The organism is Bacteroides sp. AF29-11, assembly GCF_003602895.1.
Classification (GTDB): Bacteria; Bacteroidota; Bacteroidia; order Bacteroidales; family Bacteroidaceae; genus Bacteroides; species Bacteroides uniformis.
In genome coordinates this window covers 281,803-297,891 of record NZ_QTLY01000008.1, presented here as the reverse complement: position 1 = coordinate 297,891, position 16,089 = coordinate 281,803, and the positions used below count along the sequence as shown (strand labels likewise).

The following is a 16,089-nucleotide window of genomic DNA, read 5'->3' as shown; positions in this document are numbered from 1 at the left end:
CGTTTTTATGCGACGGTAATGATACAAAGGTAAACATTCTCTTTTCTTAATCAATAAAATACTGTAACTTTGTCGTCCGATTTTTAAAATAATTGAACTGATTATGGCAGCAAAACCAAGTATTCCGAAAGGAACCCGTGACTTCTCGCCCGTAGAAATGGCGAAGCGTAACTATATATTCAATACGATTCGTGAGGTATATCATCTCTATGGTTTTCAGCAGATAGAAACGCCCTCGATGGAAATGCTTTCTACCTTGATGGGGAAGTATGGTGAGGAAGGCGACAAGCTTTTGTTCAAGATACAGAATTCCGGTGATTACTTCTCCGGACTGACAGATGAAGAACTGTTGAGCCGTAATGCTCCGAGACTTGCCTGCAAGTTTTGCGAGAAAGGTTTGCGCTATGACCTCACAGTACCTTTTGCTCGCTACGTGGTGATGCACCGCGATGAAATAACTTTTCCTTTCAAACGTTATCAGATACAGCCTGTGTGGCGCGCCGACCGTCCGCAGAAAGGACGCTATCGTGAGTTCTATCAGTGCGATGCCGATGTGGTAGGCAGTGATTCCTTGCTGAATGAGGTGGAGCTGATGCAGATTGTCGATACGGTATTTACCCGCTTCGGCATCCGTGTTTGTATCAAGATTAACAACCGTAAGATATTGAGTGGCATTGCCGAAATCATCGGTGAGTCTGACAAGATTGTTGATATTACTGTGGCCATTGATAAGTTGGATAAGATAGGTCTGGACAATGTCAATGCCGAGTTGAAAGAGAAAGGCATCAGTGACGAGGCTATCGCCAAACTGCAACCTATCATTTTGTTGAGCGGAAGTAATGAAGAGAAACTTGCAACTCTGAAGGAAGTTCTTGCTGCCAGCGAGACCGGACTGAAGGGCGTGGAGGAAAGTGAATTTATCCTTTCCACCTTAAAGAACCTTGGCTTGAAGAACGAAATCGAGCTGGATTTGACATTGGCCCGTGGCTTGAATTACTATACCGGTGCCATCTTCGAAGTAAAGGCGCTGGATGTGCAAATCGGCAGTATTACTGGTGGAGGACGCTATGACAACTTGACGGGTGTATTCGGTATGTCCGGTGTCAGTGGTGTCGGTATCTCGTTCGGTGCAGACCGTATCTTTGATGTGCTGAACCAGCTTGACCTTTATCCGAAAGAAGCGGTGAACGGTACTCAGTTGCTGTTTATCAACTTTGGTGAGAAAGAGGCCGCATTCTCAATGAATGTATTGACTGAAGTGCGTGCGGCAGGCATCCGTGCCGAGATTTTCCCCGATGCAAGCAAGATGAAGAAACAGATGGGGTATGCGAACTCCAAAGCCATCCCGTTTGTGGCCCTGGTGGGTGAGGATGAAATGAATGAAGGTAAGGTGACATTGAAAAACATGGAGACCGGAGAGCAGAAAATGGTCACTCCCCAAGAGCTGGTTAGCGAACTGAAATAATAAAAACTGAAATACATTTAAAAAGGAGCACAAAATTGCTCCTTTTTTTGTATATTTATGGCACGAATATAGGTATTTGTAATAGTGGCGTAGGAGAAATGAAACATCCTGCATTTATCTTTGTACTGACAAAAAAAGGAGGTTCTTATGGTTTCTGTTGAGCTTAAGCAAGAAAAACACAATGCCCTCGTCAGTTTCCTGATGATTGTCATAGCGGCATTGTTCCTGCTCTATATGGGCAGTTCATTGGTACATTCTACAAAAGCGTTCTGGGAAAATTATTCCATAGAAGAGTTGCTGGAATAGAAGGAATTCAAGTCAAATCACTACCTTTGTCGGCAAAACATACTGCCGATGATACTTTATTTTACCGCAACCGGAAACTCACGCTGGATTGCAGAATTGCTTGCAGAGGCTATGCATGATACTGCCGTCAGCATTGTTGATTGCCTTAAGCAAGGCTCGATACCCGCAGGGCTGTCGACAGCTGACAGACTGGGCATTGTTTTTCCGGTACACTCATGGTATGCACCCCGTGTCTTGATTGATTTTTTGTCGCAGCTCCGGTTGCCGGACTGCTGTTACCGTTATGCCGTGTGTACATGCGGGGACGATATGGGAAAGGGAATGAACCGCCTGGCGGAACATTTTCCGTTGGATGCAGCCTGGTCTGTTGCAATGCCCAATACCTATGTACCGATGTTCAATTTGGACGATGGGGCGCTTTGCCTCAAGAAGATAGAGAACGCACGGCATGCTGTCGCTTCGATTGCCGAAGATGTCATTGCACGGAAGAGGGTCTGGAATGTGCATGAGGGCAGTGCTGCCTGGCTGAAAACGTATGTTGTGAATCCTTTGTTTGTCCGTTTTGTCATTGGTACAAGGAGTTTCCATGTAGATGAAGGCTGTATCTCTTGCGGAATATGCGGCAAATCTTGTCCGGTAGGTAATATCCGGTTGGTGGATGGGCATCCGGTGTGGGGAAAGCAGTGCATTCATTGTATGGCTTGTTTGCATTTTTGCCCCCGGAAAGTGATACAGTATGGAAAAGCGACACAGAAGAAGGGGAGATACCGGTTGGAAGATTATCTTTGCCGCTTCACCACTCCCACATAAATCAGCAGAATAACATTCATTACCAGTGCGTAGATAATGGCAGGTATTGCAATAATGTCATTGTTGAATACAAACGGACTACTGGCAACAGCAATTGCTTGTGCGGCATTCTGCATACCGATTTCTATAATGAGTGTACGTTGTTCTTTCCGGTTGAGGTGCATGGACTTCGATAGCACTACGCCGCCTCCCATAGCCAGCAGGATAAGAATGGAGATGCAGAGGCCCAGTTTGCCGAATTGCCCGGTGATGGTAGCATGGTGCTGTATGAAGAAGATGGTTGCCAGCAGGATAAGTGCAGGAAAGGCTGTCTTGGACAATATCTTATGAAGCCTTTCTGCCATTTGCGGACGGTAGCGCCTCGTGAGTATGCCGGCTACAATGGGAAGAAGCATTAGGACCAAGTTCTGCATGATGAGGCTGCCTACGGGGAGATGGATATCTATGTCCAGATTGCTGTCTACAAAGTGTGTGGCGAATTCCATAATCACGGGGATAGTGAACAGCGTAATAATGCTGCTGCATGCCGTCAGTGATACGGACAATGCTACGTCTCCTTTGGCTATCATGGAGAAGATGTTGGATGAGCTGCCGCCTGGCGAGCAGGCTATGAGTATGATGCCGATAAAGAACAGAGGTTCGAGATGGAAGACATGTCCTAAAGCAAATGCCAGTATCGGCAGTAGGATGATTTGGCCTGCCAGCCCGGCAATAATGGGGCGGGGGCGTTTGCGGAACAGTTGAAAGTCTTCGGTTTGTAATGTCAGTCCCAGTTCAAACATCAATAAGGTAAGAATGGGGAGGACTATCCATATTGCATTCATAAGTCAAATCATTTTGGAGGCTGCAAAGATAGCAAATCTTGTTTATACTTTGTCATTTTGTCAGTCTTTGTCTGCCAAACAAACAGCTTGTCGGTTTGGCACGGTTTTCGTAAGTTGTTTATTGCTTGTTTAAAGCAAAATTACTATTATAATAAATGTATAACATATAAAACAAAAAGACTATGAACATTAAACCATTAGCAGACAGAGTGCTGATACTCCCTGCACCTGCAGAAGAAAAGACAATTGGCGGTATCATTATTCCTGATACAGCGAAAGAGAAACCTTTGAAAGGTGAAGTTATTGCAGTAGGCAACGGAACAAAAGACGAAGAAATGGTGTTGAAGGTTGGTGACACAGTGTTGTATGGCAAGTATGCTGGTACTGAACTGGAAGTTGAAGGAACCAAGTATCTCATCATGCGTCAAAGCGATGTGCTCGCTGTTTTGGGATAATTTTTAATTAGTAAACCGTTAAATAGTAAATAAAATTATGGCAAAAGAAATATTATTCAATATCGATGCCCGCGACCAATTGAAGAAAGGTATCGACACACTGGCAAATGCAGTGAAAGTAACCCTCGGCCCTAAAGGTCGTAACGTTATCATCGAAAAGAAATTCGGTGCTCCCCACATCACGAAAGATGGTGTAACGGTAGCGAAAGAAGTTGAGTTGGCAGACGCATATCAGAATACCGGCGCACAGTTGGTAAAGGAAGTTGCTTCCAAGACCGGTGATGATGCAGGTGATGGTACTACAACCGCTACTGTTTTGGCTCAGGCCATCGTAGCCGAAGGCTTGAAGAACGTGACTGCTGGTGCCAGCCCGATGGATATCAAACGCGGTATCGACAAGGCTGTTGCCAAAGTGGTTGATTCTATCAAAGGACAGGCAGAGAAAGTGGGTGACAACTATGACAAGATTGAACAAGTTGCTTCTGTTTCTGCCAACAATGACCCCGTTATCGGTAAGCTGATTGCAGACGCTATGCGCAAAGTTTCCAAAGACGGTGTCATCACTATCGAAGAGGCCAAGGGTACTGATACTACTATCGGTGTGGTTGAAGGTATGCAGTTCGATCGTGGCTACCTCTCTGCTTACTTCGTTACCAACACGGAGAAGATGGAGTGCGAAATGGAGAAACCGTACATCCTGATTTATGATAAGAAGATTTCCAACTTGAAAGATTTCCTGCCCATTCTTGAACCGGCAGTACAGACTGGTCGTCCTTTGCTGGTTATTGCAGAAGATGTGGATAGCGAAGCGCTGACAACTTTGGTTGTAAACCGTCTGCGTTCTCAGTTGAAGATTTGTGCAGTGAAGGCTCCGGGCTTCGGTGACCGTCGCAAGGAAATGTTGGAAGATATTGCAGTGCTGACCGGTGGTGTTGTCATCAGCGAGGAAAAAGGTCTGAAGTTGGAACAAGCTACTATCGAAATGCTGGGTACTGCCGACAAGGTAACTGTCTCCAAGGATAATACAACCATTGTAAACGGTGCCGGTGACAAAGAAAACATCAAGGAACGTTGCGAGCAAATCAAGGCTCAGATTGTATCTACGAAATCTGATTATGACAAGGAAAAACTGCAGGAACGTCTGGCCAAGTTGTCTGGCGGTGTAGCTGTTCTTTATGTAGGTGCTGCTTCTGAGGTTGAAATGAAGGAAAAGAAAGACCGTGTAGACGATGCGCTTCGTGCTACCCGTGCCGCTATCGAAGAAGGTATTGTTCCAGGTGGTGGTGTAGCCTATATCCGTGCATTGGATGCTCTGGAAGGCTTTAAGGGTGACAATGTAGATGAAACAACCGGTATTGACATCATCAAACGTGCTATTGAAGAACCGTTGCGCCAGATTGTTGCCAACGCTGGTAAAGAAGGTGCTGTTGTTGTACAGAAAGTGCGTGAAGGCAAGGCAGACTTTGGTTACAATGCCCGTACAGATGTTTATGAAAACCTGCATGCAGCTGGTGTGGTAGATCCTGCCAAGGTTACTCGTGTGGCTCTTGAGAATGCCGCTTCTATTGCAGGCATGTTCTTGACTACAGAATGTGTAATCGTAGAGAAGAAAGAGGATAAGCCCGAAATGCCGATGGGTGCTCCCGGAATGGGCGGCATGGGTGGAATGATGTAAGACTTTTCCCCTGATTGCTTAATCAAATAGAAGAACCGCAGTGTCTTTTTGATAGATACTGCGGTTTTTTTGTTTCATTTTCCTTCTTGATTATCAATAAAAAGAGTGTAATATTACAAAAGTGTTGCAAAAACGGTTCATTTTTATATCTTTTGTTCGTTTTTGTTGTTAGTTAAATAAAAAATCATATCTTTACCCTTTGTAAAGATAACCTAATCAACAAGAGCTATTAACCTTTTTAATTAAAGAGAAAAATGAACAAAAGCGAAATTGGACTAAATGCTGGGAAAGTTTGGCAGTTGCTTAGCGATTATACCAGATGGAGCTACGATTCTTTAAAGAGGAAGTCCGGACTGAAGGACAAGGAATTGGGAGCCGCATTGGGGTGGCTTGCCCGTGAGGACAAGATTGAAATTCATCAGGAAGAAGATGAACTTTATGTTTCACTAGGGGTAAATGTTTATATCGGATAAAGGGAACCGAGTGAATGGATTGATTGAGGGGCACAGATTTCATAGTGCGGAAGCATTTTCTGCCGGGGGGATGAAATCTGTGCTCCTTTGTTTTTTCATGTTGCAGAATATTCTTTCCTTTGCACATTCTTTTCAATGAACAAAAACAGAAAGATTATGAGAAGTTTTGCTTCAGACAATAATTCAGGCGTACATCCGTTGGTAATGGAGGCACTGAACCGGGCCAACAGTGACCATGCTGTCGGTTATGGGGATGACCCTTGGACAGAAGAGGCTGTCCGTAAAATAAGGGAAGCGTTTACGCCGAATTGCGAACCGTTGTTCGTATTCAATGGTACGGGCAGTAATGCGGTGGCTTTGCAGCTGTGTACCCGCCCTTATAATTCCATTATTTGTGCGGAGACCGCACATATCTATGTCGATGAGTGCGGTGCGCCTGCCCGTATGACAGGTTGTCAGATTCGTCCTATAGCTACCCCTGACGGCAAGCTGACGCCCGATTTAGTCCGTCCTTATTTGTGCCATTTCGGCGAACAGCATCATTCGCAGCCCGGAGCCATCTATATTTCGCAATGTTCGGAGCTGGGCACTGTCTATAAGCCGGACGAGTTGCGGGCTTTGACGGATTTGGCCCATCGGCATGGCATGTATGTCCATATGGACGGAGCACGTCTGGCAAATGCTTGTGCAGCCTTGAATCTTGGCTTTAGGGAACTGACAGTGGATTGCGGGATAGATATCCTCAGCTTCGGTGGTACGAAAAATGGACTGATGTTGGGAGAAAGCGTGGTTGTCTTTAACCCAGCTTTGAAGAAGGAAGCTTATTTTGTGCGCAAGCAGTCGGCACAGCTCGCATCCAAGCTCCGCTATCTGTCCTGCCAGTTCACTGCCTACCTGACAGACAGCCTTTGGTTGAAAAATGCCGCGCATGCCAATCGTATGGCAAAGATTCTTTACGACGGATTGAAGGAATTGCCAGGTGCGCATTTTACGCAGAAGGTGGAAAGTAACCAGCTTTTCCTTACGATGCCCCGTCCGGTGATTGACGAGCTGTTGAAGGAGTATTTCTTCTACTTCTGGGATGAGGCCATCCACGAAATCCGTTTTGTAACCTCTTTTGATACTACGGAAGAAGATATCGAGCAATTGCTGCAATCGGTAAAAAGGCTTCTCTGAAATATATAAAAGCTCCTAACCTTCACAGGCTGGGAGCTTACTTCGAAACTTTCCCCTCTTGGGGGTAGGGGAAGGTTTACTGAAAACAAACCGATTGAATATTTACCTTAAATACCTTTGTACGATAACCTTTTTAACTAACCTTTTCAATAAATCCTTGTTAGAGTATGCTTATATACCGACAGCCTCGCGGACCGGTACAAAAGTGTAGCCTTTTCGTTTCAGCGTCTTAATCATTTTGTCCAGATAGCCATTATAGAACTTGTCTGTGCGGCGGTCGTCCGTTCCGAAGTGTATCAGCATCAAGTGTCCGTTCAGACCTTCTTTCTTTTCCACCTCCATAATCTTGTCGTAGATGAATTTGCTGCTCCGGTACTTCTGTCCCATGTCCGGAGTGGTGTAGTCGGCATTGCTCATGGTACCAGGGGTATAGTTGATAACTTGAATACCCATATTCTTTGCCCAGGCGGATATTTCCTTGTTATAGTATTCGTAAGGAGGAATATAGACGGGAGCGTCCTTGTATTCGATACCTGCCTTGCGGAGGGTCTCGTAGCTTTTCATCATATCGTTCTCAAACTCTTCTCGGGTGACCAGCAGAGAATCACGGTCTTCCCACGGCATGTACAAAAGATGTCCGTAACTGTGGCTGCCTACAAAATGCCCTTCGTCGAGTAGGTGTTTCACTACATCGGGATAGAGTTCATAGAACTCTCCGGTAAAAAAGAAGCTGCCTTTGATGCCATGCTTCTTCAAGGTGCTGATGATGGCATCGGCACCGTCTGCTTTGTCGGCGGCAGTGAATACGAGGGTGATTTGCTTTTTTGAGGGATCGGTGCGGATAATGCCTCCGTCCACATATACATTCTTGTCATTTGGGATACCGGCTTGCTTCATTCCATCCTTCTGCATGGCAGAGAGGTAGTACGTGAGGCAGGCGGTTCCGTCCATGGTAGGCTCATTGGTGGAATAGTCGTGGATGGCGTCGTGATATACCATCAGGTCTGGCTGGAAGCGTTCGTAGTCTTGTCCGGGAGTTCCGGGAATTCCCGTCATGTTGACACCGCGCAGGCTTTCGAAGATGGTACGATAGACAGGACCGTCCACCAGTCCGCCGGTAGTATTGCCCACGCCTGCATTCAGCAGTGAGGAGTGGGGTTGCGAGGGATAGTCTCCGTAAAGGGGAAGTTCCACAATCATGCTGGTTCCCCAAGGGTTACAGCCGAACAGCCAGTCGCGCAGGGAGGCTTCCATTTCGGCGTATGTGTCATCGCCGGTGGTTTCACGGTACAGCCGGCATTGGGTCAGCATGGCGGTAGTCAGATTGTTGGAACACCAGATGTAGGGTATACCGTGCAGGAAGGGGCTTTCTACCGCTTTCTCGTACGTGCGTTCAATGCCCGTACGCATGTTGCGGATGAATTCCTTGCTGATGCGGCTGTTGTCCACTTTGGCAAGATGGTAGTGCCCCATATTCATGAATGGATACCATTGGTAGTGGCGTGCACTGTCGGCGCCCATCCAGGGAGTCACCGGTTCGCGACGTCCGTATTCAAGGGCTTGGGCCAGGTATTTGTTGTCGCCGGTGGCTTTGTACAGCTCAATGGCTCCCAGTTCCATATCGTCCACCCAGTTGTCCTCTTCGTAAATGTAGGGAGACAAGACAGAGGCGGTCTGGCATGCTCCCGGTTTCTTGACGCCTTCCTGATAGGCGGCATCGGCCTTGGCTTCGATTTCTGCTGCAAATTCAGGATAGTAGTCTTTCAATATCTTGGCGCCTAAAGTGAAGCAGGAGGCAAACTTGCCGGCAGTGCTTGCCACTCCGGTCGTTGCGTTCTTGAACTCTCCACGTACTTGCGGTTCGCCACTGCAAAAGTAAACGGGGCGTCCTTTACCCGGTCCGTAGCCATAATTCACCAGGTCTTTGTTAGGTAGGCGCATTCCGGCATGGTCACGGTCGTCGGCTATCTGGTTGTACAGCTCGCCCGGAGCAGGATTCATCCTGTTCAGCCAGTCCAGTCCCCACTTGATTTCGTCCACGATGTCGGGAATGCCGTTGGCTCCCGGATTTCCGGCTGCATCATAGGCGTCACCGAATGATTCCGGATTTTCTTGATAGGCAAACATCATCTGGTAGATGGCATTGGCGGAAGTGGTGGTGTATTGCAGATAGTCCGTAGCATCGTGCCAGCCTCCGCGGACGTCTATATGTTGTCCGGTTTTGGTGGGGTGATAGACGATGTAGCCGTCGTGCACGTGGCAGCTGTCTTTCAGGAACGGATTATAGCCGCAGCGTTGCTGCCGCATGTAGTGCAGCAGGTAGTCTGCGGTACCGTTGTAGACTTGTGCATTGATGGGGAAACGGGGGGAGACCGCTTTGCCTGCTTTCAGATAATACGTGCCCGGTTCTGTGAAATCACTGAAGTTCAACCGGTAGGTACTCTTCATGCCTCCCATCTTGCCGGTGGCCTTGGCCGTGTTGAAGGTACGCACCACCTTTCCGGTGAAAGCGTCAATCAATGAATAATTTTCTACGTTTGTTCCTTCCTCGCTCATGAATACAGCGACTTTGACGGATTGCGGCAAATAGCCGAGTTGGTTGATTCTGATCCATTCGCCTGCTTTGCCCGGCAGGGCTACGAGAGCGAATATTACCGTTAGGAGCCAATAATTACTTTTCATAATGGGGGTTTTTAATCTAAGGTTGGGGATTATATATAAAACAAATTTTCCTTATTACAAATAAAGCATTTTCTGTCAATTTTAGGAAGATTTAGGATGAATAATTAGACGATATTAGGTGTCGTTTACACTATTTGGGTATTTTATAGACGTGAAATAAGTGTTTGGTTGAAACTAAATGTTTGTTTATTAAGTAATTATTATGCTTGATGATGCTTTTTAATTTTCGTTTACCTATTTTAGTAATGCGTAAAACAAATTGGCGTGTTATTTGTTTTATGGTATTTAGACAATAAAACTAATAGACTATGGCTTATATTGATTACTATCAGGTCCTTGGAGTGGACAAAAAGGCATCTCAGGATGACATCAAGAAAGCGTTCCGCAAGCTGGCGCGCAAGTACCATCCTGACTTGAATCCGAACGATGCTACGGCCAAGGATAAGTTTCAGGCTATCAACGAGGCGAATGAGGTGCTGAGTGATCCTGAAAAGAGAAAGAAATATGATGAATATGGTGAACATTGGAAACATGCCGACGAGTTTGAAGCGCAGAAGCGGGCACAGCAGCAAGCCGGAGGCTTCGGGGGATTTGGCGGTGCCGGTTTTGGAGGTTCCGGTGCGGGATTTGGTACGGACGGAGGCGGTACGTATTGGTATTCTTCCGACGGCCAGGAATTTTCGGGCAGTAATGCCGGTGGTTTCTCAGACTTCTTCGAACAGATGTTCGGTCATCGTACGCGCGGCGGAGGCGGTGCCAATGCCGGTTTCCGCGGGCAGGATTATCATGCGGATTTGAACCTCTCGCTTCGTGAGGCTGCGAAGACCCATAAACAGATATTGACGGTGAATGGCAAGCAAGTGCGTATTACCATTCCGGCCGGTGTGGCCAACGGACAGGTCATCAAACTGAAAGGCTATGGTGGCGAGGGCATCAACGGAGGTCCTGCAGGTGACTTGTACATCACGTTTGTGATTCCGGACGACTCGGTATTCAAGCGTTTGGGAGATGATTTGTATGTGGATGTGACCGTCGACCTTTATACAGCCCTGCTGGGTGGCGACCAGTTGGTGGATACTTTGGATGGTCAGGTGAAGCTGAAGGTGAAACCCGAAACTCAGAACGGGACTAAGGTACGTCTGAAGGGTAAGGGCTTCCCCATATATAAGAAGGAGGGACAGTTTGGCGATCTCATCGTGACTTATTCCGTGAAGTTGCCGACAAACCTGACGGAACAGCAGAAAGAGATGTTCCGTAAAATTCAGAGTATGAACTAATGAAAGGAGAACGGATTATGCAGAACGAATGGATTGTCATCAGCGAATATTGTGACAAGTGTCATATAGAGCCCACTTTTATTGATATGTTGTGCGAAAGTGGGCTGATAGATGTGGAGCAGGAAGGTGGAGAACGTTATCTTCCTTTCTCCGAGTTGCCGGATGTGGAACGGTACAGCCGTATGTACTACGACCTTTCCATCAATATGGAAGGGATTGATGCCATCCATCATCTGCTGGCAAGGATGGAAGAGATGCAGCGGGAGATACATTCGCTGCGCGGCAGGCTGAGGCTGCACGGAGAGTATTAATTTCCCTTTCTCTCTTTGAGAGCTTTTGTCCCTTTAAGAAGGAGCAAGCAGGAAATATTTCAGAAAAAACAAGCGGGCATCGGAGTTTAGCTACTCCGGTGCCCGCTATATTTGCCTTGTCCAAGCAATGCGTTTATTTATTTGCGGTAGCTTTCCAACTCTTCTGCCTTGAACTTACGGATGAAGTTAAAGTGTTTTTCCACTTCAGCTTCTGCGTAGTTCACATACACCAGAGCCGACTTGCCGAACAGTTCGGGAGCCTTTGTCGCGTCCTGGATGATGAGGTGCGACATGATACATACCGCAGCCATCTCATAGAGGCGACGTGCCACGAAGTCCAGCAATTCCTGATTCTGTGCCTCTTTCACCGCATTGGTGCAGGCTTCGAACTTGTTGGTCATCTCTTTGATGCGGTCCATCAACGGTTGCATTTCTTCGCTGCACGGCACTTGCTCGTAGTCGCGCAAGGTGGCAGAGTATGAGCCGTTTGTTACATAGCGGATAGCAGCTACGGTCTGCAACTGAGTAGTACCTTCGTAGATAGAAGTGATACGTGCATCACGATAGATACGTTGGCAAGCATACTCCAGCATGAAGCCCGAACCGCCGTGAATCTGGATGCTGTCGTAAGCATTCTGATTGGCATATTCAGAGTTCATACCTTTTGCCAGCGGAGTGAAGGCGTCGGCAAGTTTGGCATACTTCTTTTGTTCCTGGCGTTCTTCCGGAGTCAGTTTGCGTTCGCGAGCAATGTCGTCCAGCGCTTTGTAGATGTCCACGTAGCGGGAAGTCTGGTACAGCAAGGAGCGTCCTGCATCCAACTTAGCTTTCATAATAGCCAGCATGTCATATACAGCCGGGAATTCGATGATGGCCTTGCCGAACTGCTTGCGGTCTTTGGCATAAGCCAGACCTTCGTTGTAGGCAGCTTGTGAAAGACCTACTGACTGTGCGGCAATACCCAGACGGGCACCGTTCATCAAAGCCATAACGTATTTAATCAAACCAAGCTTGCGGTCGCCGCAGAGCTCTGCCTTTGCATTCTTGTAAACCAGTTCGCAGGTGGGAGAGCCGTGGATACCCAGCTTGTTCTCGATGCGGCGCACGTCTACACCGCCTTCATTCTTGTCGTAGATGAACATGGACAAGCCACGTCCGTCTTTCGTTCCTTCTTCTGAACGTGCCAGTACGAGGTGGAGATTGGCATCACCGTTAGTGATGAAACGCTTCACACCGTTCAGGCGCCAGCAGTTGTTGGCCTCGTCATAGGTCGCTTTCAGCATTACGCTCTGTAAGTCGGAACCGGCATCCGGTTCTGTCAGGTCCATAGACATGGTTTCTCCGGCACAGACACGTGGTATAAAACGGCTGTGCTGGTCTTCGTTACCGAATTCGTAGAGCGTTTCGATGCAGTCTTGCAGTGACCAGATGTTACCGAAACCGGCATCGGCGGCGGCAACGATTTCCGCACACATGGTGTACGGAGTAATCGGGAAGTTCAAGCCACCGAAACGGCGCGGCATGGTCATACCGTTCAAGCCAGCTTTTACCATGGCGTCGAGGTTCTGCTTAGTGCCGCTGGCATATTCCACGCGGCCGTTGGCACAGTGGGGACCTTCTTCGTCCACGCCTTCGGCATTGGGAGCAATAATCTCTCCGGTAATCTCTCCGGTGATTTCAAGTACCTTGTCAAAAGAGTCCATAGCGTCCGCATAGTCCTGCGGAGCATAGTCATACTTGTCTTTGTCTTGGTAACCGCGTTCTTTCAGTTCGCAGATACGTTCCATCATCGAGTTGTTCAGATGATACTTCAATTCGGGAACTTCGGTATAAAAATTTGCCATAATTTCTTGGTTATTTAGGTATTCTGAAGTATAGGGGCATTGTGAATTTCACTCGCTTGGCCTCTCCGTCCTGATAGCCGGGCGACCAACGGTAGACGTCGGCAATGGCCTTGAAAGCACGTATGGCTTCTTTATCGATGTCATAGCGCACGGACTGGAGGATTTTTGGATAGGTCATCTTGCCTTCTTCGTCTACAACAAACTGCAGGATTACCCTTCCTTCTGCCTTTTGCTTCCAGGCGTCTTCCGGATATTTGGTAACATTGGCCACCAGTTTCATGAGGTTCTCTATTCCTCCGGGGAAGGATGGAAATACGAAATACGGCTGATGTGCCATTTCAGTTCCGTGCTTGTCGAACATCTTTCCATCGGTGCACTGATTCTCTGAATAGTGTTCCTTTCTACGAAGTTTTCCATCGGGATAGTATTGCAGGAGTGTTCCGTCAAGTTTCCCATCACTGTAGCTCCGGGCCAGATGTATGGCACCGTCGGGATAATACACCATGGTTTGCCCCTCCAAGCGATTGTCTCTATATACTTCTGTCAGGCTGTCCTTGCCGTTTGCATAGAATGATGTATGCAAGCCTTCCCTTATCCTTTTGCGGGGATTGCTTTTGTATTCGGAGAAATGCCAGACATCCTTCTTTTGTCCTTCCAAAGCATACTCTTCCACCTTGATGCACTTTTTGTTTATCTTGGAAACAAGAGCATACCTGACTGCTTGGATGGAGTCGTCCGTCCATTGGTAATTCTTGTCCAACCAGAGTTTCTCTTGAGCGATAGCGGAAGATATACCTGAAAGAAGAACAAATATAAGAATCAGCCCTTTCATGATTACCTTTATTGTTATTTACTGTGTGATTTATAATACTTAATCATCTTCGGGATAACCTCTTCCACCGTACCGTTGATGACGTAGTCGGCAATCGTGTTGATGGGAGCGTTCTCGTCATTGTTGATGGAGATGATAATACCACTTTCCTGCATACCGGCAATGTGCTGGATTTGTCCGCTGATGCCGCAAGCAATATACAGTTTGGGGCGGACAGTGACACCGGTCTGGCCAATCTGGCGGTCATGGTCGGCATAACCGGCATCGACGGCAGCACGGCTGGCGCCTACCTCAGCATGGAGTTCTTTGGCAAGCTCGAACAACATGTCAAAGCCTTCCTTGCTTCCCATGCCGTAGCCTCCGGCAATCACGATGGGAGCGCCTTTCAGGTTATGTTTTGCCTTTTCTACGTGGCGGTCGATGACTTTTACCACATAGTCCGTCTCGGGCACGTACTTGGCAACGTCGTGGTTGATGACTTCGCCCTTATAGTCGGCGTCCAGAATCTCTTTCTTCATCACACCTTCGCGAACGGTTGCCATCTGCGGACGGTGCTCGGGATTCACAATCGTGGCAACGATGTTACCGCCGAATGCGGGACGGATTTGATACAGCAGGTTCTCGTAAACCTTGCCTTCCTTCTTGTCTTCGTGGTTGCCGATTTCCAGTGAGGTACAGTCGGCAGTCAGTCCGCTGGTCAAAGCGGAAGAAACGCGCGGACCGAGGTCGCGACCGATAACGGTGGCGCCCATCAGGCAGATTTGCGGCTTTTCTTCTTTGAACAAATTGATGAGGATAGAGGAGTGGGGAAGGGAAGTATAGGGGAACAAGCCCGGAGCGTCGAATACGTGGAGTTTGTCTACTCCGAAGGGCAATACCTGCTTTTCAATGCCTACCAGATTATTGCCGGCAGCAACTGCCTCCAGTTGACAGCCCAACTGATTGGCTAATTTACGACCTTTGGTCAAGAGTTCGAGACTGACGTCGGCAACTGTTGTGCCTTCTATCTCTAAATATACAAATACATTATTCATAATCTTATCCTATCGTATGGTTAGCTAACAGTTCAACAATCAAATCTTCTACATCCTTGTCGCTGCCCGTCAGCGTTTTGCTTTCTTTGGCCTGGAATGAAATGTTCTGAATGGTCTTCACCTTGGTGGGCGAGCCGCTCAGACCGCATTGTGCAAGGTCGCCGTTCACGTCGGCAACGCTCCATTCCGTGATGTTCAGATAGGGATATTTCTCGTAGAGGTCGGCGTAGGCAAGCCCAGCGCTTTCCTTGGTGATGGCAGCTTTTTCCTGGGCACCGAGGGCGCGTTTGTACTTCTGCACCAGTTTGGCATTGCGCGGGCGGCAGGGAGCGGCACTTCCGTTTACGGTGATGACTATGGGCAGGGGAGCCTCAACGGTTTCCACACCCCCGTCGATATGACGTTTCACGGTAATTTTCTTGGCGGCTTTGTCCACGTTCAGAATCTCTTCTGCGTAGGTCACTTGCGTCAGCCCCAGCTTTTCGGCAACCTGCGGGCCTACTTGGGCGGTATCGCCGTCGATGGCCTGGCGTCCGCCAATGATGACGTCATAGTCGCCTATCTTCTTGATGGCTGTGGCAAGGGCATACGAAGTGGCAAGCGTATCGGCACCTGCAAAGGCGCGGTCGGTCAGCAGATAGCCGTTGTCGGCACCACGGTAAAGTCCTTCACGAATAACTTCGGCTGCACGTCCCGGTCCCATGGTCAGGATGGTAACGGTGGAGCCCGGATGTTCATCTTTCAGTCGGAGAGCCTGCTCAAGAGCGTTCAGGTCTTCGGGGTTGAAGATGGCAGGGAGTGCCGCGCGGTTGATGGTTCCGTCGGCTTTCATGGCATCTTTCCCAACGTTGCGTGTGTCGGGAACTTGTTTTGCCAATACAACAATTTTCAAACTCATGCTATTAATTATTAGTATTAGTATTTC

At 47.9% G+C, this 16,089-nt stretch carries 15 protein-coding genes; 9 read left to right on the top strand and 6 right to left on the bottom strand.

Translation table 11 applies throughout. The annotated features are described in order from the left end of the window. Window positions 1-103 precede the first annotated feature (103 nt). From hisS to DWZ03_RS15315, 3 genes are all read left to right on the top strand, one after another. Window positions 104-1,465, top strand: coding sequence for a histidine--tRNA ligase (hisS, locus tag DWZ03_RS15320; RefSeq protein ID WP_120130367.1), 1,362 nt, complete (start codon window positions 104-106; stop codon window positions 1,463-1,465). A gap of 147 nt (window positions 1,466-1,612) precedes the next feature. After that, window positions 1,613-1,771, top strand: coding sequence for a hypothetical protein (locus tag DWZ03_RS20050; protein WP_008663974.1), 159 nt, complete (start codon window positions 1,613-1,615; stop codon window positions 1,769-1,771). A 48-nt stretch (window positions 1,772-1,819) separates the two neighbouring features. Beyond that, entirely contained in the window at window positions 1,820-2,581 is a 762-nt protein-coding gene (locus tag DWZ03_RS15315) for an EFR1 family ferrodoxin (RefSeq protein WP_057256353.1), read from the top strand. Here DWZ03_RS15315 and DWZ03_RS15310 read toward each other — a convergent pair. Next, window positions 2,551-3,405, bottom strand: a complete 855-nt coding sequence (locus DWZ03_RS15310) for a bile acid:sodium symporter family protein (RefSeq protein ID WP_120130366.1) — start codon at window positions 3,403-3,405, stop codon at window positions 2,551-2,553. The two genes, DWZ03_RS15315 and DWZ03_RS15310, sit on opposite strands and share 31 nt — an antisense overlap. A gap of 182 nt (window positions 3,406-3,587) precedes the next feature. On the opposite strand from DWZ03_RS15310, the gene DWZ03_RS15305 reads away from it, so the two are divergent. From DWZ03_RS15305 to DWZ03_RS15290, 4 genes are all read left to right on the top strand, one after another. Then, the gene (locus DWZ03_RS15305) at window positions 3,588-3,860 is read left to right on the top strand and encodes a co-chaperone GroES (protein ID WP_004290132.1); all 273 of its coding nucleotides are present in this window, start codon (window positions 3,588-3,590) and stop codon (window positions 3,858-3,860) included. Between the two features lie 37 nt (window positions 3,861-3,897). Next, window positions 3,898-5,535, top strand: coding sequence for a chaperonin GroEL (groL, locus tag DWZ03_RS15300; RefSeq protein ID WP_016273163.1), 1,638 nt, complete (start codon window positions 3,898-3,900; stop codon window positions 5,533-5,535). 254 nt (window positions 5,536-5,789) lie between these two features. Then, on the top strand, window positions 5,790-6,008 hold the full coding sequence (locus DWZ03_RS15295; RefSeq protein ID WP_016273164.1) for a winged helix-turn-helix domain-containing protein: 219 nt from the start codon (window positions 5,790-5,792) through the stop codon (window positions 6,006-6,008). A 156-nt stretch (window positions 6,009-6,164) separates the two neighbouring features. Further along, the gene (locus DWZ03_RS15290) at window positions 6,165-7,184 is read left to right on the top strand and encodes a threonine aldolase family protein (protein ID WP_120130379.1); all 1,020 of its coding nucleotides are present in this window, start codon (window positions 6,165-6,167) and stop codon (window positions 7,182-7,184) included. A gap of 171 nt (window positions 7,185-7,355) precedes the next feature. Here the strand turns inward: DWZ03_RS15290 and DWZ03_RS15285 are convergent, their stop codons facing one another. After that, window positions 7,356-9,866, bottom strand: coding sequence for a glycoside hydrolase family 9 protein (locus tag DWZ03_RS15285; RefSeq protein ID WP_120130365.1), 2,511 nt, complete (start codon window positions 9,864-9,866; stop codon window positions 7,356-7,358). Between the two features lie 308 nt (window positions 9,867-10,174). On the opposite strand from DWZ03_RS15285, the gene DWZ03_RS15280 reads away from it, so the two are divergent. Continuing rightward, window positions 10,175-11,143: a DnaJ C-terminal domain-containing protein gene (locus DWZ03_RS15280; RefSeq protein WP_025834562.1), complete on the top strand. Its 969-nt coding sequence runs from the start codon at window positions 10,175-10,177 to the stop codon at window positions 11,141-11,143. Window positions 11,144-11,160: 17 nt separating this feature from the next. Further along, entirely contained in the window at window positions 11,161-11,454 is a 294-nt protein-coding gene (locus tag DWZ03_RS15275; RefSeq protein WP_009036538.1) for a chaperone modulator CbpM, read from the top strand. A gap of 137 nt (window positions 11,455-11,591) precedes the next feature. Here DWZ03_RS15275 and DWZ03_RS15270 read toward each other — a convergent pair whose 3' ends face one another. From DWZ03_RS15270 to DWZ03_RS15255, 4 genes are read right to left on the bottom strand one after another with little or no spacing between them, the layout of a single operon-like run. Next, window positions 11,592-13,298, bottom strand: coding sequence for an acyl-CoA dehydrogenase family protein (locus DWZ03_RS15270; RefSeq protein ID WP_005826256.1), 1,707 nt, complete (start codon window positions 13,296-13,298; stop codon window positions 11,592-11,594). A 10-nt stretch (window positions 13,299-13,308) separates the two neighbouring features. Further along, a complete protein-coding gene (locus DWZ03_RS15265) occupies window positions 13,309-14,130 on the bottom strand; it encodes an energy transducer TonB (RefSeq protein WP_117601572.1) in 822 nt (273 codons plus the stop codon). Window positions 14,131-14,144: 14 nt separating this feature from the next. Then, complete coding sequence (locus DWZ03_RS15260) at window positions 14,145-15,164, bottom strand: electron transfer flavoprotein subunit alpha/FixB family protein (RefSeq protein WP_005835598.1); 1,020 nt, start codon at window positions 15,162-15,164, stop codon at window positions 14,145-14,147. Between the two features lie 4 nt (window positions 15,165-15,168). After that, window positions 15,169-16,062, bottom strand: a complete 894-nt coding sequence (locus DWZ03_RS15255; protein ID WP_057281742.1) for an electron transfer flavoprotein subunit beta/FixA family protein — start codon at window positions 16,060-16,062, stop codon at window positions 15,169-15,171. Window positions 16,063-16,089 lie beyond the last annotated feature (27 nt).